The organism is Streptomyces dryopteridis (assembly GCF_049606955.1).
Classification (GTDB): Bacteria; Actinomycetota; Actinomycetes; order Streptomycetales; family Streptomycetaceae; genus Streptomyces.
This window is the reverse complement of record NZ_CP187113.1, coordinates 2,490,022-2,516,739: the sequence shown is the minus strand read 5'-3', so window position 1 is coordinate 2,516,739 and position 26,718 is coordinate 2,490,022. Positions and strand designations below refer to the sequence as shown.

Annotated in this window: 23 protein-coding genes; 13 read left to right on the top strand and 10 right to left on the bottom strand. The window is 76.2% G+C overall.

Going from position 1 to position 26,718, the window contains the following annotated elements:
• The first annotated feature begins 24 nt into the window (after window positions 1-24).
• The 4 genes from ACN20G_RS10540 (at window position 25) to ACN20G_RS10525 (ending at window position 3,029) form a co-directional block, all read left to right on the top strand.
• Window positions 25-504, top strand: coding sequence for a hypothetical protein (locus ACN20G_RS10540; protein ID WP_424212482.1), 480 nt, complete (start codon window positions 25-27; stop codon window positions 502-504).
• On the top strand, window positions 501-848 hold the full coding sequence (locus tag ACN20G_RS10535) for a DUF4031 domain-containing protein (protein WP_424212481.1): 348 nt from the start codon (window positions 501-503) through the stop codon (window positions 846-848). The genes ACN20G_RS10540 and ACN20G_RS10535 overlap by 4 nt, the downstream gene beginning before the upstream one ends.
• Window positions 849-857: 9 nt before the next feature.
• On the top strand, window positions 858-1,442 hold the full coding sequence (locus ACN20G_RS10530; protein WP_424212480.1) for an SMI1/KNR4 family protein: 585 nt from the start codon (window positions 858-860) through the stop codon (window positions 1,440-1,442).
• A 120-nt stretch (window positions 1,443-1,562) separates the two neighbouring features.
• Window positions 1,563-3,029: a hypothetical protein gene (locus ACN20G_RS10525; RefSeq protein WP_424212479.1), complete on the top strand. Its 1,467-nt coding sequence runs from the start codon at window positions 1,563-1,565 to the stop codon at window positions 3,027-3,029.
• Window positions 3,030-3,960: 931 nt separating this feature from the next.
• Here ACN20G_RS10525 and ACN20G_RS10520 read toward each other — a convergent pair.
• The gene (locus ACN20G_RS10520) at window positions 3,961-5,145 is read right to left on the bottom strand and encodes a hypothetical protein (RefSeq protein WP_424212478.1); all 1,185 of its coding nucleotides are present in this window, start codon (window positions 5,143-5,145) and stop codon (window positions 3,961-3,963) included.
• 106 nt (window positions 5,146-5,251) lie between these two features.
• Between ACN20G_RS10520 and ACN20G_RS10515 the strand changes: the two genes are divergently transcribed.
• The 3 genes from ACN20G_RS10515 to ACN20G_RS10505 are packed head-to-tail and all read left to right on the top strand — an operon-like array spanning window position 5,252 to window position 10,161.
• Entirely contained in the window at window positions 5,252-7,732 is a 2,481-nt protein-coding gene (locus ACN20G_RS10515) for a helicase C-terminal domain-containing protein (RefSeq protein WP_424212477.1), read from the top strand.
• A 50-nt stretch (window positions 7,733-7,782) separates the two neighbouring features.
• Window positions 7,783-8,439, top strand: coding sequence for a DUF4291 domain-containing protein (locus ACN20G_RS10510; RefSeq protein WP_424212476.1), 657 nt, complete (start codon window positions 7,783-7,785; stop codon window positions 8,437-8,439).
• 54 nt (window positions 8,440-8,493) lie between these two features.
• On the top strand, window positions 8,494-10,161 hold the full coding sequence (locus ACN20G_RS10505; protein WP_424212475.1) for a DNA repair helicase XPB: 1,668 nt from the start codon (window positions 8,494-8,496) through the stop codon (window positions 10,159-10,161).
• A gap of 167 nt (window positions 10,162-10,328) precedes the next feature.
• Here the strand turns inward: ACN20G_RS10505 and ACN20G_RS10500 are convergent, their stop codons facing one another.
• Together ACN20G_RS10500 and ACN20G_RS10495 are read right to left on the bottom strand one after the other, a co-directional pair.
• Window positions 10,329-11,603 carry a Cmx/CmrA family chloramphenicol efflux MFS transporter gene (locus ACN20G_RS10500; RefSeq protein WP_424215465.1) on the bottom strand — a complete coding sequence of 425 codons (1,275 nt, stop codon included), beginning with the start codon at window positions 11,601-11,603 and terminating at the stop codon, window positions 10,329-10,331.
• A 212-nt stretch (window positions 11,604-11,815) separates the two neighbouring features.
• Entirely contained in the window at window positions 11,816-12,520 is a 705-nt protein-coding gene (locus ACN20G_RS10495; protein WP_424212474.1) for a hypothetical protein, read from the bottom strand.
• Window positions 12,521-12,636: 116 nt separating this feature from the next.
• Between ACN20G_RS10495 and ACN20G_RS10490 the strand changes: the two genes are divergently transcribed.
• Window positions 12,637-13,344: a copper homeostasis protein CutC gene (locus ACN20G_RS10490; RefSeq protein WP_424212473.1), complete on the top strand. Its 708-nt coding sequence runs from the start codon at window positions 12,637-12,639 to the stop codon at window positions 13,342-13,344.
• A 149-nt stretch (window positions 13,345-13,493) separates the two neighbouring features.
• Here the strand turns inward: ACN20G_RS10490 and ACN20G_RS10485 are convergent, their stop codons facing one another.
• Complete coding sequence (locus ACN20G_RS10485; protein ID WP_424215464.1) at window positions 13,494-15,557, bottom strand: HelD family protein; 2,064 nt, start codon at window positions 15,555-15,557, stop codon at window positions 13,494-13,496.
• Window positions 15,558-16,121: 564 nt separating this feature from the next.
• Between ACN20G_RS10485 and ACN20G_RS10480 the strand changes: the two genes are divergently transcribed.
• Together ACN20G_RS10480 and ACN20G_RS10475 are read left to right on the top strand one after the other, a co-directional pair.
• Entirely contained in the window at window positions 16,122-16,307 is a 186-nt protein-coding gene (locus tag ACN20G_RS10480) for a hypothetical protein (protein ID WP_424212472.1), read from the top strand.
• 263 nt (window positions 16,308-16,570) lie between these two features.
• Window positions 16,571-17,164, top strand: a complete 594-nt coding sequence (locus ACN20G_RS10475) for an HAD family hydrolase (protein ID WP_424215463.1) — start codon at window positions 16,571-16,573, stop codon at window positions 17,162-17,164.
• Between the two features lie 83 nt (window positions 17,165-17,247).
• Here ACN20G_RS10475 and ACN20G_RS10470 read toward each other — a convergent pair whose 3' ends face one another.
• A complete protein-coding gene (locus ACN20G_RS10470) occupies window positions 17,248-17,502 on the bottom strand; it encodes a hypothetical protein (protein WP_424212471.1) in 255 nt (84 codons plus the stop codon).
• A 337-nt stretch (window positions 17,503-17,839) separates the two neighbouring features.
• Between ACN20G_RS10470 and ACN20G_RS10465 the strand changes: the two genes are divergently transcribed.
• Entirely contained in the window at window positions 17,840-18,223 is a 384-nt protein-coding gene (locus tag ACN20G_RS10465; RefSeq protein ID WP_424212470.1) for a cold-shock protein, read from the top strand.
• 91 nt (window positions 18,224-18,314) lie between these two features.
• On the opposite strand, the gene ACN20G_RS10460 is transcribed toward ACN20G_RS10465, so the two are convergent.
• From ACN20G_RS10460 to ACN20G_RS10445, 4 genes are all read right to left on the bottom strand, one after another.
• Window positions 18,315-19,172, bottom strand: a complete 858-nt coding sequence (locus tag ACN20G_RS10460) for a 1,4-dihydroxy-6-naphthoate synthase (RefSeq protein ID WP_424212469.1) — start codon at window positions 19,170-19,172, stop codon at window positions 18,315-18,317.
• On the bottom strand, window positions 19,159-19,953 hold the full coding sequence (locus ACN20G_RS10455; RefSeq protein ID WP_424212468.1) for a futalosine hydrolase: 795 nt from the start codon (window positions 19,951-19,953) through the stop codon (window positions 19,159-19,161). Before ACN20G_RS10455 ends, ACN20G_RS10460 begins: the two co-directional genes overlap by 14 nt.
• Window positions 19,954-20,080: 127 nt before the next feature.
• Entirely contained in the window at window positions 20,081-20,578 is a 498-nt protein-coding gene (locus ACN20G_RS10450; RefSeq protein WP_424212467.1) for a DUF2771 domain-containing protein, read from the bottom strand.
• Window positions 20,579-20,676: 98 nt separating this feature from the next.
• Window positions 20,677-22,035, bottom strand: coding sequence for an MFS transporter (locus tag ACN20G_RS10445; RefSeq protein WP_424212466.1), 1,359 nt, complete (start codon window positions 22,033-22,035; stop codon window positions 20,677-20,679).
• A gap of 949 nt (window positions 22,036-22,984) precedes the next feature.
• Between ACN20G_RS10445 and ACN20G_RS10440 the strand changes: the two genes are divergently transcribed.
• Together ACN20G_RS10440 and ACN20G_RS10435 are read left to right on the top strand one after the other, a co-directional pair.
• Entirely contained in the window at window positions 22,985-23,917 is a 933-nt protein-coding gene (locus ACN20G_RS10440; protein WP_424212465.1) for a DUF3027 domain-containing protein, read from the top strand.
• A 273-nt stretch (window positions 23,918-24,190) separates the two neighbouring features.
• Window positions 24,191-24,691, top strand: coding sequence for a hypothetical protein (locus ACN20G_RS10435; protein WP_424212464.1), 501 nt, complete (start codon window positions 24,191-24,193; stop codon window positions 24,689-24,691).
• A gap of 531 nt (window positions 24,692-25,222) precedes the next feature.
• Here ACN20G_RS10435 and ACN20G_RS10430 read toward each other — a convergent pair.
• The gene (locus ACN20G_RS10430) at window positions 25,223-26,641 is read right to left on the bottom strand and encodes a WD40 repeat domain-containing protein (RefSeq protein WP_424212463.1); all 1,419 of its coding nucleotides are present in this window, start codon (window positions 26,639-26,641) and stop codon (window positions 25,223-25,225) included.
• Window positions 26,642-26,718: the final 77 nt, after the last annotated feature.

Sequence of the window (26,718 nt, the reverse complement as noted above, 5' to 3'; positions counted from 1 at the left end):
GGGGAGGGGGACGACAATGGGGGCATGGACCACACGCCTGCCACCCCGCCCCCGTCCCCCGAGCCCGCCCCGCTGGAGCGGTCCCTGCACGTCGCGCGCGCCCTGGTCCTCGCCGACGTGGTGGCGAGCGGGGTCGAGGGGGCGCACGTGGTCTCGCTCGTGGAGGACGCCGTCGCCGGGCGCCGGTGGTGGGTGGAGCAGTGGCCGGACGGCGCGGAGTTCCTGCCGGGACTCGTCGCGCAGGACGTGCAGGACGCCCTGCTGGACTCCTACGGCCGCTGGCCGCTGTGCCCCGTCTGCGGCCACGGCGACCCGCACGCCCTGGACGTGGACCCGGAGCTGGGGCCCGACCCGTACTGGGTCTGCTCCGAGGCCGGGGTGCGGGTCGCGGCGGTGGGCGCGCTGGACGGGGTGCCGGGCGGCCTCCTCGGCGGCGGCGCCGGCGCCGGCGGGCACGCGCACGGGCACGCGGACCACGGGCACGGGGAGTGGGAGGACTCGTGACCGTCTTCATCGACCCGCCCACCTGGCCCGGCCACGGCCGGCTCTGGTCGCACCTGGTCAGCGACGCCTCGTACGAGGAACTGCACGCCTTCGCCGCCCGCATCGGCTGCCCGCCGCGCGCCTTCGAACGCGACCACTACGACGTGCCCGCGCACCGCTACGCCGACGCCGTGGGGGCGGGCGCGGTGGAGATCGGCAGCAAGGAACTCGTGCGCCGGCTGACGGCGGCCGGCCTGCGCCGCCCGAAGCACCGCCCGTGGCCCGGCGCGGACGCGGGCGTGGCCACCGGCGCGGTCGGCGCCGGTGGGGGTGCGGCCGGCGGCGCTGTCGGTGGCGCCGCCTAGCCTGCGGCCGTGACCACAGACAACACCGCGCCCGTCGACAGCGCCGCCGTCCCCGCCCTGCCCGAGGCCCTCGCCGCCCTGACCCGGCACGAGTTCTGCCACGACTACGACGACGAGAACGACGAGTACCTCGGCGTCGACTACGAGCCCTACGACGCGTTCTCGGACGCGGCGGAGATCCACGACTGGCTCGTCGCGTGGACCGGCAACGCCGGCCTGACCCCGGCCGGACCGACCGTCGCCGAACTGCCCGTGCTGCCCTTCGCCCAGGACGGCGCGGGCGGGCAGGCCGCGCTGTGGCTGGTGCGCGAGGGCCGGCCCCTGGCGGAACAGCCCGTGGTCTTCCTCGGATCGGAGGGCGAGACCGGGGTGATCGCCCCGCACGCGGCCGCGCTGCTGTGGCTGCTCGCCGAGGGCGTCGGACCGCGCGAGGCGGTCGAATGGGACGAGCCGGCCGGCCGCGAGGACCCCGGCCTGCTGGCCCTCGCCCTGCGCCACGCCCCCGGCCCGCGCCGCACGGCGGCGGAGGTCGTGGCGGCGGCCCGCGCCGAATTCCCCGACTTCGAGGACACGGTCGGCCTGCTGTGTCGATGAGTGGGCCGGGTGGGTGATGTGCGGGCGACGTCCGGCGTGGGAGGAACGATGAGCGGATCATCTGCTTTTCAGTGAGGGCGTCCCTGTGTCGGTGGTGAGTGCCCGATCGGAGTCCGCCGCATGTCCAGCCTGTCCCCCAACGTCCCCCCGTCCCGACCCGGTTCGAGGCGAGCGCTGTCCCGCCGGGTCCTGACGGCCGTCGTCACCGCCGCAGTGGCGGGAGTGTCCCTGCCCGGCCTCGCGACGCCGGCCGTCGCCGACGCCGCGTCCATGCACTTCACCCAGCCCTACGTGCCGTTCATCGCGCCCGGCAAGGTCGGTCGCGTCACCCTCGTCGCGACCAACGGCACCGGGGACGCGGAGGTCTCCGCGTTCCGCGTGACCGCCCCCGACTCCACCACCTTCGCCGAGGCCGGCTACTGGTTCGACGACGACCGGGGCACGATCCCGTGCACGCTGGCCGCCGACAAGCGCCAACTGACCTGCGAGGGCGACTCGTACCTGTTCCTGGCCGAGACCAAGGCCGTGCTCCAGGTCTCGCTCCGCGTGGACGCGGACGCGCCGACGGGCGCGATGCTGGAACGCGGCATGTGGGTGGTCGAGAACGGGTTCCGCAACTCCCCGACCCTCTTCGCCGTCGCCACCCCGCTGCCCGGGGCCGCGGGCCCCGCCGGCCCGGCGGGCCCGAAGGGCGCCGCGGGCGCGGTGGGCCCGGCCGGCCTGAAGGGCGAGCGCGGCGCGCCGGGCGTCAAGGGCGAGAAGGGCGACCAGGGCCCACGCGGCGAAGCCGGCGAACGCGGCCTCGGCAACGGCCCCTTGGCCGGCCCGGCTGGCCCGGCAGGCCCCGCGGGTCCGGCGGGTCCGGCGGGTCCGGCCGGGCCGAAGGGCGAACGCGGCGAACAGGGCGAACGCGGCGAACAGGGCCGCCCCGGCCCCGCAGGCCCGGCCGGCCCCCGAGGCGAACAGGGCGCGCAGGGCGAGAAGGGTGAACAGGGAGCGCAAGGCGCCCCGGGCGAGAAGGGCGCGCAAGGGGAGAAGGGCGACCAAGGCCCGCGAGGCCCGCGCGGCGACAAGGGCCCGCACACCCCGACGGGCACCACGAAGCCCCCCGTCTCGCCTCCCGTCAAGCCCCCCGTGACCCCCACGGACCCGAACACCCCGGCCGCGCCCACGACCGTCCGCGCCAAGGTCGTCGGCGTGGGCAACTCCCCGCTGAAGGCCCGCACCGGACCCGGCACGACGTACGAGGCCCTGGCCGAGTACCCGGAGGGCACGGTCGTGACGGTGAGCTGCAAGTCGCGCGGTGAACGGATCGGCGACAACCCGCTCTGGTACCGCCTCGCGGACGACAAGGGCTGGATCTCGGCGTACTACGCGCAGAACCTCGGCACCGTGCCGTTCTGCACGCAGGAACCGCCGCTGACCCCGTGGCCCGCCAAGCCCACCGTTCCCGCCAAGCCCGCGGACCAGCCCGCGCCGACCCAACCCGCACCCGGCGCGGTCCCGGTCAAGGCGAGCCCGGCGACGCCGGACGCGCCCGCGACCCAACCGAAGGTCCGCCCGGCGGTGGCCCAGCCCCTCCGCTGAACCGCCCCGCCCCGCCCCACCCCGCACACCACGGTGAACACGAAGGCCCGCTCGGGGAGCGGGCCTTCGGCCACGAGCGGCGGGCGGGGAGGGGTCCGGGGTGGGGGCGCGTTGCCGTCTGCGGGTCGGTTCGGGGCGGGCGTGGCCGCCTGCCGGCGGCGGGTAGGTCAACAGCGTTTCCCGGCGGCGGCGGGGAGGGGGCCGGGGTGGGGGCGCGTTCCCGTCTGCGGCCCGGTCCGTGGCCGGGGTGGCCGCCTGTCGGCGGCGGGCAGGTCAAAAGCTTTTCCCAGGGGCGGCGGAGGGGGTCGGGGGTCCGAGTCCGTAGCCGTCCGCAGGCCCGGACGCGGCTGAGGCGGGTCCCCTGCACACAAGAGGCCCGGTAAGCCGACCGGCGATCCGTTCCACGAACCCGGACCGCGCGTGGCCACGCCCTCCACCGCACCAACCCACGGTCAGACGCGCCTGCGGCCCGGAGCGGCCGGGGTCACCCGACACTCGGGCCCGGCCCGACCCCGACCGGGGGCCCGTCGGGCCCCACACCACGAACCCACCGGCACCCGGGCACCCACCGACACCCCGCACCCCTCCCGGCCGCCGCCGGGAAACGCCTTTGACCTGCCCGCCGCCGCCAGGCGGCCACCCTGGCCACGTCCGTGCCCGCACCCGGCCACGCGCCGCGCCCCGGCCCCCCTCCCGGCCGCCGCCGGGAACGCTGTTGACCTACCCGCCGCCGGCAGGCGGCCACCCCGACCCCAAGCGGGCCCGCACCCGGCCACGCGCCGCACCCCGGGTCCCCTCCCGGCCGCCGCCGGGAAACGCTGTTGACCTGCCCGCCGCCGCCAGGCGGCCACCCCAGCCCCGAACGGACCCGCACCCGGCCACGCACCGCTCCGCACCGCTCCGCACCGCACCCCCGAGGTCCCGCCCACCCTCAGCGTCGGCGGGCGCGCCAGGTCAGGTAGGCCGCCGTGGTCAGGGCCGCCACGCGGATCGTCGTGGGGAGGAGTTCCATGAACGTCGTGCCCGCCGCGTCCGGCGGGATGTGGGTGCCCCAGTGGTTGTTGGTGCGGCCCCAGATCCAGACGCCCGCCCCCGCGAGGACGGTGCCGGGCAGGGCGTAGAGCGCCGTGGTGCGTTCGGTGGGGCCGAGGGTGTTGCGCGCCAGGTATATGGCCAGCCAGCCCGCGCCGAACAGAAGGGCCTGGCCCGTGACGACCGCCGCGACCAGCAGCGCGGCGGCCAGCAGGGGCAGGGCGCGGGGGCGGGTTCGGGCGGGGGTGTCGCCGGGGGCGGTGTCCTTCGCGGGGCGGCCCAGGGCGAACCGCAGCAGGCGACGGCCGATGCCGGGGCCGGCGGCGCCGCCCTCGTCGGTCTTCGTGCCGTCGTCCTTGGCGCCCTTGCCCTTCCCCCTGGCCTTCCCCTTTTCCGTCTCCTCGGCCTCCGCTTCGCCGTCCGCCTGCTCGTCCGGGTCCGGTTTCGTGGCCGGTCGCGTGGTCCAGGAGGTCGGGAACTCGATGCCGCCGGCGAAGCCCGGGACCTGGGGGGCCTCCGTCTGGCGCCACCATTCCGGTTCCGGTTCGCGGTCCCGCGCGCCGGGGCCGGTCGGGCCGTCGCCGCCCCGCCCGCGTTCGGAGGGGCCGAGTTCGTCCAGGCCCGCCAGGTGCGGGGGCAGCCCGGCCGTGCGGGCGGGCGGTGGCGGCGGTGGGGTGCGGCGCAGGCGGCGGGGGCCGCGTTGTTGCGGCACGCCGGCGCGTTCCGGGGCCTCGCCGGGTGCCTCGGGCCCGTCCGGCGCCGTGCCCCGGTCCGGTGTCGACACGCCCGGCCGGTCCCCGGTGCCGGGGGAGTCCGGGGCGCGGGGCGTGGTCGTCGGGAGGTGGGTGTCGAGGACCTCCTCGGGGGTGCCGAGGCGGTCGAGCACATGCCGTACGGTGGCGCTGGTCTCCGGTTCGTAGCGGGCCCGTTGTCGGTCGATCTCGTCGCGCAGGCCCGCGACCAGCCGTATCCGTTCCCGCGACGGCACGCGTCGCTGTCCGGCCAGGTCCCCGACCCGGCTCAGGTACTCGTGGACCAGCCGTTCGCCCTCCACCCCCACCGCGCGTTCCTCCCCTGTCGTCACCGGTGATCCCGACGGTAGCGCCTGTGTGACGTGGAGTGGTGCGGCGCGCAGCGGATACCGTGGATCGGATGGGGAACCGCCTGGTTCCACGTGACCTGGAGGCGAAGTGCCCGACCCCGAGATCGAGCCCGGTGCCGGCTCCGGCACGTCCGCACCCCGGTCGTTGGCCGAGGACCTGCGCGGGCGTTCCGACGGCGAGCTCGTCGAGCTGTTGCGTGTCCGGCCCGATCTGTTGTCCCCGCCGCCCGCCGACGTGACGCAGCTGGCCGGGCACGCCGGTCAGCGGGCCTCCGTGGTGCGGGCGCTGGACCGGCTGGACCGGTTCCTCGCGCAGACCGTGGAGGCGCTGGCGGTGGCGCCCGACCCGTGCCCGTACCCGGTGCTGGAGTCGTTGCTGGCCGGGACGGATCCGGGGGGGCGGCCCGAGGTGCGGGCGGCGCTGCCGGGGGCGGTGGCGCGGCTGCGGGCGCAGGCGTTGTTGTGGGGGCCGACGGACCGGCTGCGGCTGGTGCGGACCGCGCGGGAGGTGTTGGCGCCGAACGCGTCGCGGCCTTCGCCGACGGGGTTGGGGCCGACGGTGGCCGAGGCCACGGCCGGCATGTCGCCGACCCGCTTGCAGGAGATCGTGGCGACCGCCGGGTTGCGGGCCACGCACGATCCGGTGTCGGCGGTGGCCGCGCTGTCCGGGATGTTCGGTGATCCCGAGGCGATGGCGGAGCTGTTGGCGCGGGCGCCGGGGGAGGCCCTGGCGGTGTTGGGGCGGTTGATGTGGGGGCCGCCGTACGGGGAGGTGACCTCCGATCCGACGCCGGCGGTGCGCTGGCTGCGGGACCGGGGGCTGTTGCTGCCGGCCGGCACGCGGATGCTCGTGCTGCCGCGCGAGGTGGCCCTGCACCTGCGGGGCGGGCTCGCGCACCGGGAGCCGGAGCCGATCGCGCCCGCCGTGGCCGTGGCGCGGGAGCACCGTCCACAGGTTGTGGACGCGGCGGCGGCCGGGCAGGCGCTGGCGGCCGTGGGCACGGTGGCCGAGCTGGTGGGCGAGTGGGAGCACGAGGGCCCGGCCGTGCTGCGGGCCGGTGGTCTGTCGGTGCGGGACCTGAAGCGGGTCGCGTCGGTGCTGGAGACCGACGAGCAGGGCGCGGTGTTCTGGCTGGAGGCGGCCTACGGGGCCGGGCTGGTGGCCTCGGACGGGGAGGTCGACGAGCGTTACGCGCCGACTCCCGCCTGGGACGACTGGGCGGAGGAGGACGTGGCGTGGCGGTGGGCCGCGCTGGTGCGGGCCTGGTTCACGTCCACCCGCACCCCCGGGGTGGTGGGGGAGCCGGACGCGCGGGGCCGGGGCACGGCGGCGCTCGGGGACGGGCTGGACCGGTCGGCGGCGCCCGAGGTGCGGCGCCGGGTGCTGGAGCTGCTGGCCGAGCTCCCCGAGGGCGCGTCGGCGGACCCGGAGTCGCTGCTGGCCCGTCTGGAGTGGGAGCGGCCGGGCGGCCAGGGCCCGAGCGGGGCCGCCGCCGAGCTGCGGATCCGGCTGGCCCGGTGGGCGTTGGCGGAGGCCGATCTGCTGGGCGTGGTCGGGCGCGGGGCGTTGACGGGGCCGGGCCGGGCGCTGGTCGCCGGCGGGGACGTGGCGGCGGCGTTGGCGCCGTTGTTGCCGCCGCCGGTGGAGCACGTGCTGTTGCAGGCGGACCTGACGGCGGTGGCGCCGGGGCCGTTGCGGCGGGAGGTGGCGCGGACGTTGGCGCTGCTGGCGACCGTGGAGTCCAAGGGCGGGGCGACCGTGTACCGGTTCACGCCGGGTTCGGTGCGCCGCGCCCTGGATTCGGGGCTGACGCCGGAGCAGTTGCACGCGTTCCTCGCCGAGCACAGCCGGACCCCGGTGCCGCAGCCGCTCGCCTACCTGATCGACGACGTGGCGCGGCGGCACGGCGTGCTGCGGGTGGGCGCGGCGTCGGCGTACGTGCGGTGCGAGGACGAGGCGACCCTCGGGGAGATCCTCGCGGACCGGCGGGCCGCCGGGATGGGGCTGCGGCGGCTCGCGCCGACGGTGCTGGCGGCGTCCGCCGAGCCCGCGGCGCTGCTGGACGGGCTGCGGGCCATGGGCTACGCGCCGGCCGCCGAGTCGGCGACCGGGGACGTGGTGGTGGCGGGGACGCGGGCCCGCCGTACCGGCGAGCGGGCCGCTCCGGTGCCGGTGCCGGACGGGCCGGGCACGGTCGGGGACGGGCTGCCGGCGGCGGTGGTGCGGGCGATCAGGGCGGCGGACCCCGCGCCGGTGACCCCCGCGCGGGCGGTGTCGGCGGCGGTGGCGACGGCGCCGGTGGTGTCCGTGCCGGCGCCCACGCAGCGGGAGCTGCCGCGCACCACGGCCGCCGAGACGCTGGCGACGGTGCAGGCGGCGGCGCTGACCGGGTCGGCGGTGTGGATCGGGTACGTGAACGCGGAGGGCGCGGCGACCACGCGGGTCATCGAGCCGGTGCGGGTCGAGGGCGGGTTCGTGACGGGCTACGACCACACGACGGACGAGGTGCGGACCTATCCGCTGCACCGGATCACGGGGGTCAGGGAGCTGACCGAGGAGCACCTGTAGGCGCCGAAAACCGCCGGCGGGGTGCGGGGCGGGTCGGGGAGGCTGGGCGGATGACCGAGTCCATGCCCCCGACGCCCCCGACGGTTCCGACGCCCCAGGGCCCGCAGTCGACCGGCCCGGCGCCCGAGCCCGCGCGGCGGGTGCGGGCCCGGCACGGGGCGGACACCGTCACCGTCTACCAGGCGTACGCCCCGCACCTGGGGCTGCCCGCGGCCCGTGACGGCCGGTTCCCGGCGGCCTGGAAGCGGGAGCGGATGACCTGGGTGAAGCCCTCGTTCCTGTGGATGATGTACCGCTGCGGATGGGGCACGAAGCCCGACCAGGAGGTGGTGCTGGCGGTGGAGATCACCCGGGCCGGGTTCGACGCGGCACTGCGCGAGGCGTGCCTGTCCCATTTCGACCGCACGGTGCACGCCGACCACGCGCGGTGGCGGGCGGCCCTGCGGGCGGCGCCGGTGCGCGTGCAGTGGGACCCGGAACGGGACCTGGCGCTGAACCCGTTGCCGTACCGCTCCCTCCAGCTCGGCCTGTCCGGCCCGGCCTCCCGGGCCTACGCGGACGAGTGGACGGTCGACATCCGCGACGTGACCCCGCTGGCGCGCGAGATCCACGAGCTGTCCCGGTCCGGCCGAACGGAGCGCGCACGGGCCCTGCTGCCGGCGGAACCCCCGTACCCGACCGGCCCACTGCCGCACCTGGGCGCCTGATTCCCCGGCGATACGGCAGACTGGAGGTTTGTCCTCGCCGAAGGGAAGACGTGCGTGAACGGGCCACTCATCGTCCAAAGCGACAAGACGCTCCTGTTGGAGGTCGACCACGAGCTCGCCGACGCCGCGCGGCGGGCCATCGCCCCCTTCGCCGAGCTGGAGCGGGCGCCCGAGCACATCCACACCTACCGGATCACCCCCCTCGGCCTGTGGAACGCGCGGGCCGCCGGGCACGACGCCGAGCAGGTCGTGGACGCGCTGGTGGAGTTCTCGCGCTATCCCGTGCCGCACGCCCTGCTCGTGGACGTCGCCGAGACGATGGCCCGCTACGGCCGGCTGACCCTGTCCAAGCACCCCGTGCACGGGCTGGTGCTGACCAGCACGGACCGGCCGGTGCTGGAGGAGATCCTGCGGTCGAAGAAGATCACCCCGCTGGTCGGGACCCGGATCGACGCGGACACCGTGGCCGTGCACCCCTCCGAGCGCGGGCAGATCAAGCAGTCCCTGCTGAAGCTGGGCTGGCCCGCCGAGGACCTCGCCGGGTACGTGGACGGCGAGGCCCACCCGATCGAGCTGGCCGAGGACGGTTGGGCGCTGCGGCCCTACCAGCGGCAGGCCGTGGAGGGCTTCTGGCACGGCGGGTCCGGGGTCGTGGTGCTGCCCTGCGGGGCGGGCAAGACGCTGGTGGGCGCGGGGGCGATGGCGGCGGCCAAGGCGACCACGCTGATCCTCGTCACGAACACGGTCTCGGCTCGGCAGTGGAAGCACGAGCTGGTGAAGCGGACCAGCCTGACCGAGGACGAGATCGGCGAGTACAGCGGCACCCGCAAGGAGATCCGGCCGGTCACCATCGCGACCTACCAGGTGCTGACCACGCGCCGGAAGGGCGTGTACCCGCACCTGGAGCTCTTCGACTCGCGGGACTGGGGCCTGATCGTCTACGACGAGGTGCACCTGCTCCCGGCGCCCGTGTTCAAGTTCACCGCCGACCTCCAGGCCCGGCGCCGGCTCGGCCTGACGGCGACCCTGGTGCGCGAGGACGGCCGGGAGTCGGACGTGTTCTCGCTGATCGGCCCGAAGCGCTTCGACGCCCCGTGGAAGGAGATCGAGGCGCAGGGCTACATCGCGCCCGCCGACTGCGTCGAGGTGCGGGTGAACCTGACCGAGAGCGAGCGGCTCGCGTACGCGACGGCCGAGACCGAGGACAAGTACCGGTTCTGCGCGACGACCGCGACGAAGCGGCGGGTCACGGAGGCGCTGGTGGCCCGGCACCGGGGCGAGCAGACCCTCGTCATCGGCCAGTACATCGACCAGCTCGACGAGTTGGGCGAGCACCTGAACGCGCCCGTGATCAAGGGCGAGACCTCGAACGCACAGCGGGAGAAGCTGTTCGAGGCGTTCCGGCAGGGGGAGATCACCGTGCTGGTGGTCTCGAAGGTCGCGAACTTCTCCATCGACCTGCCCGAGGCCACCGTCGCGATCCAGGTGTCGGGCACCTTCGGGTCCAGGCAGGAGGAGGCGCAGCGGCTCGGGCGGGTGCTGCGGCCGAAGGCGGACGGGCACGAGGCGCGGTTCTACTCGGTGGTCGCCCGCGACACCGTGGACCAGGACTTCGCGGCGCACCGGCAGCGCTTCCTCGCCGAGCAGGGCTACGCCTACCGGATCATGGACGCCGACCAACTGCTGGCCGACGAGGGCGCGACCGGCGCGGACGAGGAGTAGGGCGAGAGCGGGGCGAGCACGGCGCGCAGGCGGGTGCGGCGAGGCCCGGCCCGCGTCGCCGCCCCACGCACACGGCCCCCGTCCCGGAATGATCCGGGGCGGGGGCCGCTCGTGTTTCACGTGAAACACGCCCGCTGTTTCACGTGAAACAGCGGGCGCGCCGGTGCTCAGGCCGTGGCGGCCGGTCCGGTCGTGGTGACGGTGTGGCGCGCGGGATCCGCGGCCGGCGCGGGGGTGGCGGGGACGGCGGGGGCGGAGCCCGTGACGCGGCGGGTGGCCCGGTCGGGGCCGCCCGGGGTCCGGTCCGCGATCCGGCGGGCCCAGAAGGCCAGGGCCAGGGCCGTGACCGTCATCGCCGCGCCCGCCCAGGCGGTGGCGGCGAACCCGAGCCCGGCGTCGATCACGGCGCCGCCCAGCCAGGGGCCGCCGGTGTTGCCGAGGTTGAACGCGGCGGTGGTGGTCGCCGCGCCCAGGGTCGGGGCGATCGTCGCGACCTCGAACATGCGGGCGTTCAGCGCGGGCGCCGTGAAGAACGCGGTCACGCCGAGGAGGAAGGACAGGGCCACGGTGACCGCGGGGACCGGGGCGAAGAGCGCGAGCAGGACGAGGAAGGCGGTGGAACCGGTGATGCCCCACAACATGACCGGGAACAGACGCCCGTCGGCGACCCGGCCGGCGACCATCGTGCCGACCAGCGCGCCCACGCCGAACAGGGCCAGGACGGAGGGCACCCAGCCGGAGGACAGGCCCGACACGTCGGTGAGCAGCGGGGCGAGGTAGCTGAAGGCGCAGAACACGCCGCCCGCGGCGAGGGCCGTGATCAGTACGGCCAGCCACACCTGTCGGTCGCGGTAGATGCCCAGCTCGCGGCGGAGGGTGGGGCGCTCGGTGGGCAGCGGGATCGGCGGCACCAGCGCGAGCAGGCCGACCAGGGCGACGGCGGAGGCCGCGGCGACGGCCCAGAAGGCCGAGCGCCAGCCCAGGTGCTCGCCGAGGAAGGCGCCGGCGGGCACGCCGAGCACGTTCGCGATGGACAGGCCGCCGATCATCACGGACATGGCGCGGGCGCGGGAGCCGACCGGGACCATGGCGACGGCCACGGCGGCGCCCACGGCCCAGAACCCGGCGCAGGCGAGGGCGGAGACCACGCGGGAGGCGAAGAGGATCGCGTAGTTCGGGGCGAGGGCGCCCGCGACCTGGCCGAGCCCGAAGAGCGTGATCAGGGCCACGAGGGTGGTGCGGCGCGGCAGCCGGAGGGTGGCGACGGCGAGCAGCGGGGCCCCGACCACCATGCCGATCGCGAACGCCGAGATCAGCAGGCCCGCCTGCGGGATCGAGACGCCCATGTCCTCGGCGATCGGCGGCAGCAGCCCGGAGAGCATGAACTCGCTGGTGCCGAGCGCGAACACCGACAGCCCGAGCATGTGGACGGCCACGGGCATCCGCCCCCGGCCGTTCGCGGGCGAGCTCGCGGGCGCGGGCGCGGACCCGGAGGCGGTGGCAGGGGCGGCGGCGGGGTCGGGGTCGGGGCGGGCGGGATCGTCTCGGTGTCGTTCTGCGGGCATGACGGGGCCAACCGGTTATTGCGTGTGCACATTCCCGTGTTGGTCGGTTTGTTTCGGTCGGCCCCGGCGTGACGGGGGTGAGTCCCGGGTCAGGAGCCGGCTTCGGTGAGCGCGCGGAGTTCGGCGGCGAGGTTGCGGCGGGCCGGGCCCTCCCAGTGGGCGGCCCCGTGCGCGGTGCGGAACAGGGCGGGCAGCTCGGCGAGCCCGCGCAGCACGTCGGCCCGACCGGCGCGGAAGGCGGGCTCGGGCACGAAGGAGTACTCGTCGCGGACGGCGGCGGCGTACCGGGCGTAGGCATCCGGGTCGCCGGCGAGGACGCCGAGATCCGCGTCACACAGCAGCTCCCCGTGCCGGTCGCCGGGGGCGGGGTCGTGGGTGACGGTCAGCCGGACCAGGCGGGCCACTTCGGCGGTGCGCGCGCCCGGCACGCCGAGCTCGGGCAGGGCGCGCTCGGCCCAGGCCGCGCTGCGTTCCTCGTTCTCCGAGCGGTCGGGCCGGTAGACGGCGTCGTGGAACCAGGCGGCGAGGCGGACGGCCGCCGGGTCGGGGGCCGGAGCGCCGGCGTCGAGGAGCTCGTCCACGCGGCGCAGCACGGCGAGCAGGTGCGCGGTGTCGTGGTAGCGGCGGGCGGGTTCGGCCCACGCGGTCAGGAGCCGGTCGCCGTAGGGGGCGGGGTCGACGGTCGGGTCGGCGCCGGCGGCGCGGGTCAACGCGGCCCAGTCGGCGGCCAGTCGGGCCCGCGCGGCGGGGTCGTCGAGGGGTTCGGGTGCGGGCGGCGGGGTCTGCGATGGCATGCGGACATTGTGAGGGTGGCGCGGATGTGCTGGTGGGGGTGCCGGGCGCCCCGTACTCTGGATATTGGACTAGACCTATTTCGCAGACCGCCCGTATTCCGGAGGAGTGGGACCGTATGAGCAAGCGCGCAGTCCTGGAGGTGATCGCCCTCGACGCCGAGGACGCGATCGCGGCCCGGGCCGGAGGGGCGGACCGCCTCGAACTGGTCACCGACATGGCCGCCGACGGTCTCACCCCGCCGCGCGAGACCTTCGCGGCGATCCGTGCGGCCGTCGACATCCCGCTGCGCGTGATGCTCCGCAAGACCGACGGCTTCTCCGCCGGCTCCGCCGAGGACCTCGACCGGCTCCTCGCCGAGACCCGCGTGCTGCGCGCCGAGGGCGCCGACGAGTTCGTGCTCGGCTTCCTCACCCCGGAGGGCGGCCCCGACCTCGTCGCCGTGGAGGCCCTGGCCGCCGAGATCTCCGGCTGCCGCTTCACCTTCCACCGCGCCATCGACCGCACCCCCGACCGCGACGGCCTGCGCAAGGCCCTCGCCGACGTGCCCGGCCTCGACACGTACCTGACGGCCGGCTCGGCCGACGGCGTCGACGTCGGCCTCGACGTGCTCCTCGCCGAGGCCGCGCGCTCCGGCGAGCAGGGCTACGAGCAGCAGATCCTCGTCGGCGGCGGCCTCGGCCTCGCCCACCTGCCGCGCCTGCGCGCGGCCGGCCTCGACGCCTTCCACATCGGCGGCGCCGCGCGTCCCGAGGGCTGGCAGCGACCCGTGTCGGCGGCGGCCGTCGCCGACTGGCGCGCCGCCCTGGACCGCCCGCTCGCCTGACCCCCTGAACGACCGCCCCCCTGAACTCCGACCCACGGCCCGCCCCACCCCGACCACCGGGCGCGGGCCGGGGGTCGGCGCACGACGCCGAGAGCGGGCCGGACCGTGTTTCACGTGAAACACCCCCCGACCCGCTCTCGCGCCGTGAATCAGACCGCGACGGGGGTGCCGAGGGCCGCCGGGAGGGGGCGGGAGTGGAGGGTGACCAGGCCGGAGACCGCGCGGGTCAGGCACACGTACAGCCGGCGCAGGCCGGTCCGCTCGTCCGGTTCGCCGTCCACGACCGCGGCCGGCTCGTCCAGGACCACGTGGTCGTACTCCAGGCCCTTCGCCAGCGAGGCCGGCACCAGCGTCAGCCGGGACGCGGCCGTGGTCTCGGTGCCGGGGTCCAGGTACGGCAGGTCCGCCGCGAGCAGGGCCTCGGCCAGCTCCGGGATCCGCGCGTCGGCGGCGATCAGCCCGATGGAGCCCTCGTGCCGCAGCGAGTCCCGGCACGCGGCGACCACGGCGGCGGTCAGCGCGGCGGTGTCCGGAACCGCCTCGGCCTCCGCCCCCGCCTCGGCCTCAGCAGGTCGTGGCACGGCGGGCGCGGGCACGTGGCGGACCTCCAGCGAGCCGGGGGCCTCACGCACCGAGGCCACCTCCGCGAGGCCCGGCGCGATCGCCGGCAGCAGCCGGGACGCGTACGCGATGACCTCGCGCGGCACCCGGAAGCCGGCCGTCAGCTCCTCCACCACCGCGTCCGTCTTCCCCAGGTGCTCCAGCGCCTCGGTCCAACTGCGCGTGGCCCACGCCGTGGTGCCCTGGGCCAGGTCGCCGAGCACGGTGGCCGAGCCGGTGCTGCACCGGCGTCCCACCGCCCGGTACTGCATGGGCGACAGGTCCTGCGCCTCGTCGACCACCACGTGCCCCAGCGAGCCGGTCCGTTCCACGAGGTCGTTCGCCTCGTCCACCAGCACCAGGTCGGCCGCCGACCACTTCGCGGACTTCACGCTGCGGAAGGGCTTCGGCCACAGCAGCAGCTCGCGTTCGGCCTCGCTCAGCACCCCCTCGGAGTGCTCCGCGAGGAACTCCGGGTCCGACAGCAGCCGCAGCACCAGCTTCGCCGGGTCCACCGGCGGCCAGATCTCCTTCACGGCTGCCTTGACCGCCGCGTTGCGGGCCACCGCGTTCTGCACCCGGTCGTCCGGGGCCTCGCCGGACTGTTCCATCCGCACCAGGACCGCGTGCGCGATCCGCTGCGGCAGGGCCTCCCGGGCCGCCCCGTAGCGGATGTCCCGGGCCCGCAGCTCGGCCGTGATCTCGGCCAGCTCGTACGCGGGGATCCGGTGCCGTCGCGAACCGCGCACCACGACGAGGGCCTCGGTCGGCTCCGTCACGTGCGACCACACCGCCCGCCGCAGCACCGTCGCCATCCGCGCGTCGCCCTTCACCACGGCGGTCGGCGCGGCGTCCGTGCCCTTGATCTCGGCCACGCCGGGCCGGGTCACCAGGTCGTCGACGGTGGCCTGCTTGACCTCCAGCTCGCCGAGGGCCGGCAGCACCTGCTCGATGTAGTGCAGGAAGGAACGGTTCGGCCCGATCACGAGGGTGCCGGTGCGCGCCAGCCGCTCCCGGTGCGCGTACAGCAGGTACGCCACCCGGTGCAGGCCCACGGCCGTCTTCCCGGTGCCGGGTCCGCCCTGCACGCAGACCGTGCCGCCGAGGCCCGAGCGGACGATCTCGTCCTGCTCCGGCTGGATCGTGGCCACGATGTCCCGCATGGGGCCGACGCGGGGCCGCTCGATCTCCTGCTGGAGCAGGTTGCCGACGCCGAGGTCGGCCTCGTCCGGGTCGGTCAGGTGCTCGTCCTCGTAGGCGGTCAGTTCGCCGCCGGTGTAGCCGAAGCGGCGACGCAGCACGACGCCCTGCGGATCGGCCTTGGAGGCCCGGTAGAAGGGCTGGGAGACGGGGGCGCGCCAGTCGATGACCATCGGGTCGCCGTCGGCGTCGTGGACGTGCCGGCGGCCGATGTGGAACTCCTCGCCGGCCGCGCCCTCGGCGAGGTCGGCGCCGGGCGCGGTGAGGTAGCCGAGCCGGCCGAAGAACAGGGGGGTGTCGGCGAGGTCGGCGAGGGCCTTGATCCGGTCGTCGATCTGCGCCTGGAGGACGATCGCGTTGACCCAGTTCGCGGTGACGTCCTTGATGTCCAGGGCCTCGGCCTCGGCGCGCATCGCGCGCAGCGCGGCCCGGGAGGACGCCAGGTGCGCGCGTTCGCGTTCCAGCGGGCCGGTGTCGGGGGCGAGGGCCTCGGGGGCGAGTGCCTCGGGGGCGAGGCGGTGACCCTGAGGGTTCTCGGGGTTCTCGGGGTCGGTCTCGGGGTTGCTCTCAGGGGCGTGCGCGGGCACGGGAACTGCCTCCTACTGCGTGCTGCCGGCGCGCGCGGACGGGGGCGCTCCGATCCCGCGACGGCGGTGGGCGCGACCCGCGCGACGGCCGGGACGGCTGACAGAAACACGAACCGACCGGTTCCGACCGGTCGGCGGCACTCCCCGGTGATGGCGGTGGAGGCGGCAAGACCGGCGATTCTAGACCCCCCGCCGCACCGCGCGCGAGCCCGTTCCGGTCCCGCTCGGATCCCGAACCCGCTTCGGGGCGATCTTGTCGGGTGCGCCGGGGGTACGCGCCGGGTCGTGCTTCCTCGGGGGTGGGATGCGTCTTGAGGAGGACGCCGGGGGCCCGAGGGTTCCGCCTGGGGACCGATGTGCCGAAGGGGACGGATCGGCAGGATTGAACCCATGACCACCGCACTCCTCACCCCGATCCAGGCCGACCGTGCGAACGGGGCCACCGCCACCTCCGACGCCCCGCGCCGCACCGGCCTCGGCGGCGTGCTGCGGGCCGCGAAGGTCTTCGCGGGCACCGCCGTCGGCGTGGTGATATTCGGCGAGTACGCCGAGGACGCCGGCATCGTCCGCCGCTGACCCGGCGCCGCCCGACCGGCCACCCGGCCCGCCCACCCGCCCGCCGTTCCGGCAGCGCACCGCCGCCGCCCCGCCGGACCCGACCCGCGCCCCGGATGTTCGCCCTCCCGTCATCCGCGGTGACCCCGAGGCCCGCCGACCCGGGTACGAACCCGGGCACAATGGCCGGCATGCGCTCCGACATCCCGACCTCCGCCGCTCCCGAGTCCCCCGTCTTCCCCGAGATCCCGCCGGCCGCGTTCACCGTCGGCTTCGACCTCGACATGACGCTGATCGACTCCCGCCCCGGCATCCGCGCCGCCTACCGCGCGCTGTCCGCCGAGACCGGGGTGTGGGTGGACGCCGACGAGGCCGTGACCCGGCTGGGGCCGCCGCTCCAGGACGAGCTGATCCGCTGGTTCCCCGAGGCCGACGTGCCCGCCATGACCACCCGGTACCGCGAGCTGTACCCCGAGCACGCCATCGCCGAGACCCCGGCCCTGCCGGGTGCCCGCGAGGCCGTCGCCGCCGTCCGGGCCCTCGGTGGTCGGGCGATCGTCGTCACCGCCAAGCACGAGCCCAACGCGCGGATGCACCTCGACCACCTCGGCATCGAACCGGACGCGGTCGTCGGCTGGCTGTGGGCCGAGGCCAAGGCGCAGGCCCTGCGCGCCTACGACGCGACCGTGTACGTGGGCGACCACGTCGGTGACGTGCGCGGGGCCCGTGCCGCCGGGGCGCTGTCCGTGGCCGTCCCGACCGGGCCCTGCCCGGCGGAGGAGCTGCGGGAGGCCGGCGCGGACGTGATCCTGTCCGACCTGACCGCCCTGCCCGCCTGGCTCGCCGAGCACCGCGCGGAGCGCACCGCCGGCGTCTGAGCCCGGGCGTACGCCACCGCCCCGCGTCGGCACGGACGCGGGGCCGGTACGGGTTGGGGCCGGTACGGGGGTGGGCCGGTCGGTCAGCCGGTCTGCGAGGCGCGGGCCGCGCGCCGCTGGAACGCGATGGACCGCAGCACCCCGGCCGCCGAGACGGCGAAGCCCACGCCCATCAACATGCACGCCGACCACGCCCACGAGGGCAGCGGCGTGGTCCCCAGGAACAGCGGGGCCATGGTCGCCAGGGTCGCCACCGCGCCCAGGATGAACACGATCCCGCCGGCCTTCACGAGGCCGTCCCCGGGTCGCCGGTCGTCGATGCGCGCAGTAGAGGTCACGCCCCCAGCCTAAGACCCCGCCCGACCCGCCCCCACCCGCCCCGCGCCGCCCCGGATCGGCCCGGGACCGCGCGCCGTTCGGGCCCGGCCGGCGGGCCCCGTTCCCGGTTCCCGGCCGGGCCGAGGGGAAAGCCACAGGTCAGGGCGGCATGAATCGGACCGCGTCCGGGTAGTTCCTGGCCGAAGCGGTACCCAGGGAAGGACCGGGCAGCGTCTTGCCAGGTCACCTGGGAGCATTAGCCTGGAATCAGCGGGTCCCAGCGACCCGCTGCACTGTTATCCGGACCCTTTCACCCGGGGTTCCCGGACCCGACGAGCACAAGGACAGAGGACGGACGTGCCTACCGGCAAGGTCAAGTGGTTCAACAGCGAGAAGGGCTTCGGCTTCCTCTCCCGCGACGACGGCGGTGACGTCTTCGTGCACTCGTCGGTGCTGCCCGCCGGGGTCGACTCGCTCAAGCCCGGCCAGCGCGTGGAGTTCGGTGTCGTGGCGGGCCAGCGCGGCGACCAGGCGCTCTCGGTGATCGTGCTCGACCCGACGCCCTCCGTCGCGGCCGCCCAGCGGCGCAAGCCCGACGAGCTGGCGTCCATCGTGCAGGACCTGACGACCCTCCTGGAGAACATCACGCCGATGCTGGAGCGGGGCCGCTACCCCGACAAGACGCACGGCGCGAAGATCGCCGGACTGTTGCGGGCGGTCGCCGACCAGCTCGATGTCTGACCCTCCCGCGCACCGGTGCCCCGGCCCCGCCCCCACGGGCGGCGCCGGGGCACCGTCGCGTTCCGGCCCACGCGTCGGCCCACGCGTCGGTTCAGGCGCCGGGGAAGTCCAGGGCGTCCGGCTTGATCGGCGGCACCAGGCCCTCCGCCGCCGCCCGCGTCAGCAGCCCCCGCACCGCCGCGTACCCGGCCTCGCCGAGGTCCGCCGTGAACTCGTTCACGTACAGCCCGATGTGCTGGTCCGCGACCGCCGGGTCGAGTTCCTGCGCGTGCGCCCGCACGTACGGCCGCGATGCCTCCGGGTCCTCCCACGCCATCCGCACCGAGGTCCGCGCCGCCTCCGCCAGGGCCCGCAGCCGCTCCGCGCCCAGCGACCGCTTCGCGATGATCGCGCCCAGCGGGATCGGCAGGCCGGTCGTGGCCTCCCAGTGCTCGCCCATGTCGGCCAGGCAGTGCAGCCCGTACTCGCCGTACGTGAACCGCGCCTCGTGGATGACGAGTCCGGCGTCCACCCGTCCGTCGCGGACCGCCGGCATGATCTCGTGGAACGGCAGCACCTCGATCCGGCCCACCCCCGCCGGCAGCGTGTCCGCCGCCCACAGCCGGAACAGCAGGTACGCGGTCGAGCGCTCGCTCGGCACCGCCACCGTCCGCCCCGTCAGGTCCAGGCCCGGCTCGCGCGTCAGCACCAGCGGACCGCAGCCCCGCCCCAGGGCCCCGCCGCACGGCAGCAGCGCGTACTCGTCGAGGACCCACGGCAGCGCCGCGTACGACACCTTCAGCACGTCGAGTTCGCCGCGCTCGGCCCACCCGTTCGTCACGTCGATGTCGGCGAACTCCACGTCCAGCGCGGGCGCGCCCGGGATCCGGCCGTGGGCCCACGCGTCGAACACGAACGTGTCGTTCGGGCACGGCGAGTACGCGATGCGGACGGTGTCAGCGGCGATCATGGTTCTCTCCCCAGCTCGCGAGTACGGGTCCCAGCACGCGGAAACCCTCGGTCAGCGCCGCCAGCGCGGGCCCGATCCGCCAGGCGTCCCGGTCTCGGGGCCCCACCGCGTTCGACACGGCCCGGACCTCCACCACCGGCAGCCCGTACCCGACGGCGGCCTCGGCCACCCCGAAGCCCTCCATGGCCTCGGCGGCGACCCCCGGATGCCGGGCCGCCAACTCGGCGGCCCGTTCGGCGGTGCCGGTGACCGTGGACACGGTCACCACGGGGGCGGGCGTCACCCCCAGCGCGACGGCGAACGCCTTCGACAGGTCCACCGGGGCCCGGTGCTCGCCCCGCCCGAAGCCCAGCTCGTCCACGCCCCGGAACCCGGTCGGCGCGGCCGGGTCCTGCGCGCCCAGATCGGCCGCGACCATGCGGTCGGCGACCACCAGCGAACCCACCGGGGCCCGCTCGACGAAACCGCCGCCGATGCCCGCCGACACCACCGCCGCGTAGGGCCGGTCCGGCCCGGCCAAGGCCAGCGCGGTCGCCGTGCCGGCCGCCGCGGCGGCCGGTCCCACCCCGCCCACCAGCACGTCCACGGCCAGCCCGGGCAGGTCCCGACGGGTCAGCGGGTACCCGCCGGGCAGGGTGCGCGGGCCGCCCGGGCCGGCGTCGCCCGCCCAGGGCTCCGGCTCGGGCGGCACACCGCCCCGACCGGGGTCGGTCGCCGAGGACAGTCCGGCGACCACGGCCTCGGCCTCGGCCGCCACCGCCGTCACCACCAGTACGCGCACGGCCCGTTCGCCTCGTTTCGTCGCGTGCGACGCGTTCCCCGCGTCGTCGTCTCTCCGGGTGAAGGGGGGCCCGGAGTCGTCTCTCCGACGGGTCGGGGCCGGCCCGGGAGGAGGGCCGGCCCGCGGATCAGACCCGCTTGAGGGTGAAGGACCAGATCGCGATCGGCTTGTTGTCCTCGCCGAACTGCGCGATGTGCACCGGCATCGACTCCGGCGCCGGGCCCTGACCGTTCGTCGCGAACGGGTTCACCCCGTTGAAGCTCTGGTACGTCTTGTCCGTCGGCTCGCCCAGCCCCTGCTGACCGGCGACGGCGGCCCAACGCTTGCCGCCCTCCACGATCTCCGGGTCCACGCCCAGGCGCAGCACGTCGCCGGGGGAGAAGTCGATGGTCTTGGTGTTCTTCGGATCCGGCGTCAGGCAGTCGGAGAGCTGCTTCTCGCTCAGCTCCTTCGCGCCCTTGGCCGGCAGACAGGTCGCCTCGGCGGTGACCGACGAACTGCCGACCGTCACGGTCGCCAAGGGCGTCGGCTTGTCGCAGGCGGACAGGACGAGGAGGCCGGCGGACACGGCCCCGAGGGCCGCGACACTGCGGCGGGCCCTACCTGAGAAAAGCGGTGCGGTCATGAGCCGAAGGCTATCGGTCGATCACCCCGCCGGCCCGCACGGGGTCGGCCGGGTTGCCGACGTCACACCCGGGCCCGCGGCCGGCCCGACCCGAGCCCTCACACGGGCCGGGGCCGCGTCCCGGGCCCGTGCCGGGGCGCCGCCACCAGCCCGCGCACCGCCGCCACCGCGCCCAGCGTCACCACCAGCGCCGCCACCGACATCCCCAACACCCCGTGCAACGGCAACGCGATCCCGATCGCCCCGCCCAACACCCACGCCACCTGCAACAAGGTCTCCGACCGGGCGAACGCCGAGGTGCGCACCTCCTCCGGCACGTCGCGCTGGATCATCGCGTCCAACGACAACTTCGCCAACGCCTGACAGAACCCCGCCGTCGCCCCCAACACCGCCACCATCACCCCCGAGAACAACACCGCCGCCAACACGGCCACCACCACCACCGACACCAGCACCGCCGCCACGATCGCCTCCGGCGCCCGCGCCCGCAGCCACGCGCCCACCGCCGTCCCCAGCGCGTTGCCCAGGCCCGCCGACACCCCGACCACGCCCAACGACACCGCCGCGCTCTGCCCGGCCAACGGGTGCTCGCGCAGCAGGAACGCCAGGAAGAAGATCAGGAACCCCGACAGGCAGCGCATCGCCGCGTTCGCGCCCAGCCCGCACAGCACCGACGGCCCCACCGTCCGCAGCCCCGGCTTGCGCGAACGCCGCTCGTGCGCCGACAGCCGGGCCCGCCGCTCGCCCTTCGCGTCGTCCACCGTGTGCGGCAACGTGAACGCCGCCACCGTCCCCACCAGGAACACCAGACACGCCCCGTACAGCGGCCAGGGCGGCCCGATCGCGTGCAACCCGGCCCCGATCGGCGCGGCCGCGCCCGTCGCCAACAACCCCGCCAACGTCACCCGCGAATTCGCCTTCACCAGCGAGAACCGCGCCGGCAACAAGCGGGGCACGACAGCGCTGCGCACCACCCCGTACGCCTTCGACGCCACCAGCACCCCGAGCGCCGCCGGGTACAGCTCCAGCCCGCCCGTCGCCACCGCCCCCGACATGGCCACGGCCAGCACCGCCCGCGCGAACATCGCCGCCGCCATCGCGGCCCGCCGCCCGTGCGGCAGCCGGTCCAGCAACGGCCCGATCACCGGCGCGAGCAACGTGAACGGCGCCATCGTGATCGCCAGGTACAGCGCCACCCGACCGCGCGCCTCGTCGGTGGGGACGGAGAAGAACACGGTGGACGCCAACGCGACCGTGATCAACACGTCGCCCGCGCCGTTCACGGCGTGCAGTTCGATCAGCTTGCCGAGCCCCGACTCACCCGCGCCGTGCGCGTGCGTCGCGCGCCGGATACCGCGCGCGGTACCCGTGATCGGCAGGTGCAGGGCACGGCCGACCGCCCGGGCGGCCCGACTGGCCCGGCCCGAGCCGTCGGAAGACGACCGTGCGGGTGCCATCCGGCCATACTGCCCCACCCCACCCGCCGAAGGCGCCCCGAACACGCGCTTCCGGCCCGCCGACCACCCCGCACACCGCCCGTTCGGCGGCGCCCGGCACCCGCGAGCCCCGCACGGGCCGCCCCGACCGGCCCCCGACCGGTCCCGTCCGCCCCCCCGACCGGCCCCGACCGGCCCCGACCGGCCCCCGACCGCCCCCCGACCGGCCCCCGACCGGCCCCGACCGGCCCGTGACGCGCGCCGACAGGCCCCGGCGTGTCCCCGGAACGCGCGCCGGCCCGCGATTCGGCCCGCGATTCGGCCCCTTCGACCCGGGCCTTCGACTCACCCCCGTGCCGCGACCCCGACCGCGCGCCCCGCCGCGTCCGCCCGTGCCGCGCCCCCTCCGCTTCCGTTTCCGCCCCGCGCCCCCTCCCGTGACCCCGATCGCGCGACGCCCGCCCCGCCGGCCCGGATCCACCCGGATCGGCTCGCGGCGGAATCACGTCACCCGCCGACACCGCCCCGCACCCGCCCGGCCGAGTCCCGCGCGACCTGCGACGACACGCCCGCAGGACCGTCACCCCGCCCTCCGATCACACCCGTTCGGCCCTCCCGCACCCCGCCGTGACAGCCCCGCCGGCCCGCCCGGGACCCCCGATCGGGGGTCGCGCGGACCTCCCGCAGGGCCGTCCGGCTGTCCGCGAATCGGACTTGCATGTGGGCCCCGGGCCGGTAACGAGGTAGCGTGCGTAGCGCGCCACCGGCGGTACCTCTTGGCCGCGCGCCTCTTTGCGATCCCGCAGAATGGATGGCAGGAGGTGTGCCCGAGACCGATTCGGGCGCGGACGTCGACGCGGCCCCCAGGTCCGCTCCGCCCGCGCTTCGCACGGCCTGGACCGACGGGTCGTTGAACGACGACAAGTACGGACGGCGCACTCGTGAGACGGCGTAGGAGAGAACGAGACCAGTGAGTGCTGCGACCACGCGAAGCCGTGCCCCGCGTACCCCGCGTACCCCCGATCGGCTGTGCGTCGAGGCGGTGGACCTGGCACGGAGCGCCGCCGAGGAGGCGGCCGCCCCCGGGGTGGTCGGCGAGCACGTCTCGGTGGTCTCCGAGGGTGACCGCGTCGTCACCCACTTCTTCGAGTGCGCCGAACCCGGCTACCGCGGCTGGCGCTGGGCCGTCACGGTCACCCGCGCCTCCCGCGCCAAGAACGTCACCCTCGACGAGACTGTCCTGCTGCCCGGCCCCGACGCCGTCCTCGCCCCCGAATGGGTGCCGTGGAGCGAGCGCCTGCGCCCCGGCGACATGGGCCCCGGCGACCTGCTGCCCACCGAGGCCGACGACCTGCGCCTGGAGCCCGGCTACACCGGCGAGGACCAGCCGCCGCCGAACTCCGCCGTCTCCGCCGAGATGGCCGAGCTCGTCGAGGCCGAGGACGCCGTCGTCACCGACCGCGTGGTCATCCCCGAACGCGGCTCCATCACCGCCGTCGCCGAGGAACTCGGCATGCGCCGGGCCCGCGTCCTGTCCCGCTACGGGCTGCACTCCGCCGCCGACCGCTGGGACGAGCAGTACGGGGCGAAGACCCCGATGGCGCAGGCCGCGCCCGCGTCCTGCAACTCGTGCGGGTTCCTCGTCGCGATCGGCGGCTCGCTGGGCCAGGCATTCGGCGTGTGCGCCAACGAGTTCGGCCCGGCCGACGGCCGCCTGGTCTCCCTGACCTACGGCTGCGGCGGGCACTCCGAGGCCGCCGTCATGCCGAAGCCGCCGCGCCCCGCCGAGCCGGTGCACGACTCGATGACGGCCGACGCGTTCCCGCTGCGCCCGGCCGCCGACACCGGCTCCGTGCCGGTCGGCGCCCAGTCCGAGACCGAAGCGGACCTCGGCCACAGCTGACCCCCACGGCCCGCGAGCGCGCCCCGAGGGCCCCGGGGCCCGACGTCACGGGCTCCCCGGGCAGACCGGACAGCCCGCGCCGTCGGGCCCCGGCCCCGGCCCCGCTTCGGGCATGGCACCGCCTTCGCCTCCGTTCCCGGGCCGGTGGGTCACGGCGGCCGGTCCGCGGAGCGCGGTGCGCCATCCCGAACGGCGGCGGGGGTGCCGCCGCCACGTGACCCACCCCGCCCCCGCCCGCGAGCGGGCGCGGTGGCCCATCCACGCTGCGCCGTCGTGGAGGACAGCGACGGCGGAAGCGCGGGAACGGGTCGGGCCGGCGAACCGTTGGGCCGCTTCGGCCCGGGTGCGGTGGAGTCACGGCACGAGCCGCGCGCCGGCGACGTGCGCGCGGTCCTGTGCCGGCGCACGCGACGGCGCCGGGCGGGCCGGATCGAGTTCCTGTTCCGGGCGGTGGCGGCCCCCGCCGTCCCGGCGACCGCGGTGGCGGCCCTCCACCCGCTGCCGGTGGTCGGGCCCGATTCCCGACTCGTGCCGGTCCTCGCCGCGGTCGGCGCGGCGTGGGCCCTCGGATTCGTGACGCGGTCCCTGGTGGCCGCGCGGATGCGGCGGTGGGCGGCGGAGTACCCGGAGTACCGCACGGTGACGCACGAGCGCGGCACGGTGAGCATCCGGCCCGACGGGACGGGCGTCGGCTACCCGTGGTCCCGCTACGAGGGGTGGGGCGAGACCCACACCCTGTTCGTGCTCGTCTTCGACACCGGACACCTGGGGTGACATGCCCAAGCGGGGCATGTCACGGGCCCACGCGGACCGACTGCGGGCCCTCCTCACGACCCACCTGCCGCGCCTGTGAACCCCAGGGCCGACCATCCACCACACACCGCACCCCACCCCGTCCACCACCCAGTCGCCCCGCCCCGCCGCCCGCCCGTGCCGCTCGCTCGCCCGCCCGTGCCGCTTGCCTGTGCCGTCCGGTCGTACCGCCCGGCTGTGCCGCTCGCCCGTCCCGCCTGCCCGTCCCGCCTGCCCGTCCCGCCTGCCCGTCCCGCCTGCCCGTCCCGCCCGGCCGTCCCGTCCGGCCGTGCCGCCCGCCCGTCCCGTCCGGCCCCGCCGCCCGGCTGTGACGCTCGCCTGTGCCGCCTGACCGTGGGAGCGTCCGGCACCCCCCCCCGTGACACCACCCGGCCCGGACCGCCCGACCCGGCCCGGACCGAGCGGCCCACCCGTCGGCCCGACTCACCCGTCGGCCCGGCCCACTCGCTGGTCCGGCCCACTCGCCGGCCCGGACCGGCGCCGGTCCGGGGTTCAGTCGCGCCCCGCGCCGCCGCCCGTCTTCCTCCGCAGCCAACCCCGGATCACGAAGCCCAGGAACAGCACCACCACCAGGCCCACCGCCCCCTTGGACCACGTGGCCTCCCCGGCCGCCGCGCCCGCTCCGGATTCCCCGCCCGGCGCGTTCGAGGCGTCCGCCCCGGTCCCGGCCGCGCCCGGCTTCGGCGAAGGGCGTTCCACGCCCGGCACGGGCACCGCGATGACCTGGCTGTTGCGGCCCTCCGCCCCGAACAGCAGCGTCGACCCGTCGGCCGAGTACGTCACCGACTCCGCCTGCCCCTGGAACGGCGCGCCCGCGTCCGTGCCCTCGCCGACCGGTCGCCCGTCCCGCCACGGGTACGTCTTCGACCACAGGTAGCCGCGCAGGGTCAGCGACTTCCCGTCCGGGGAGAAGGCCCCGTCGGTGGTCCACGGCACGTCGTCGATCCGACGGAACGTGTTCACGCCCTCCGTCGTCATCCGCCCCGGCTCGGGCCCCTCGTACAGCCCGCCCTTCTCCTTGTGCTTGCTCGCGATGTACACCCGCCCCGTCACCGGATGCACCATCAGGGCCTCGGCGTCGCGCGGCCCGTCCGCGTACCGGACCGTGAACCGGGTCGCCGCGACCGTGCTGTCGCCCAGTTCCCTCGGCTCCTCGAAGCGGTACAGCCACACGCGGTCCCAGGTGCCGCCGAGGTTGTCGCCGATGTCACCGAGCCACAGCCGGCCGTCCGGGCCCAGCGAGATGCCCTCCACGTCGCGCGGGTCGCCGATGCCGGTCAGCGTCACGCGGGCGACGGTGCGCCCGGTGGCCGCGTCCACGCCGTACACGTACGGGCCGTCGTCGCTGTCGTTGTGCGTCCAGAACACCCCGGGGTGCCGGCGGCTCGCGGCCAGGCCGCTGGACTCGGTGATCCGCGGGTCGCTGATCGTGAACGTCTCGGTCCCGGGCACGCCGGCGGCCCCCGCGACCCCGACGGCGGGCAGCGCGAGCACCCCGCACGCGACGAGCACGACCCCGACCGCGCGCCCGACCCGGGAGACCCGCGCGATCCGCCGCCCACGCACGCCGACGGGCACGGCGGCGAGCCGGGCGGGGCCGGGCGGGGCGACGTGTCGGGCACCGGCGAGCGGGGCGTTGGCGGGCCGAGCGTTGGCGGGCAGGTCGGGGGCGAGCCGGCCGGTGACGGGCCGGTTGGTGACGAGCTGGGTGGTGGCGGGTCGGGCGGGGGCGAGCGGGGCGTTGGCGGGCCGAGCCTTGGCGGACAGGTCGGGGACGAGCCGGCCGGTGGCGGGCTGCGTGGTGGCGGGCCGAGCGTTGGCGGGCAGGTCGGGGGCGAGCCGGCTGGTGACGGGCCGGTTGATGGGCGGTCGGGCGGGGGCGAAGCCGGCTCCGTCAGCGGGCCCGCGCACGGCTCCTTGAGCGGGCCCGGGGGCCGACCCGGGACCGGGGGCGGGGAGGCGGGCGGGCGCGAGTGCGGGCGCGGAGG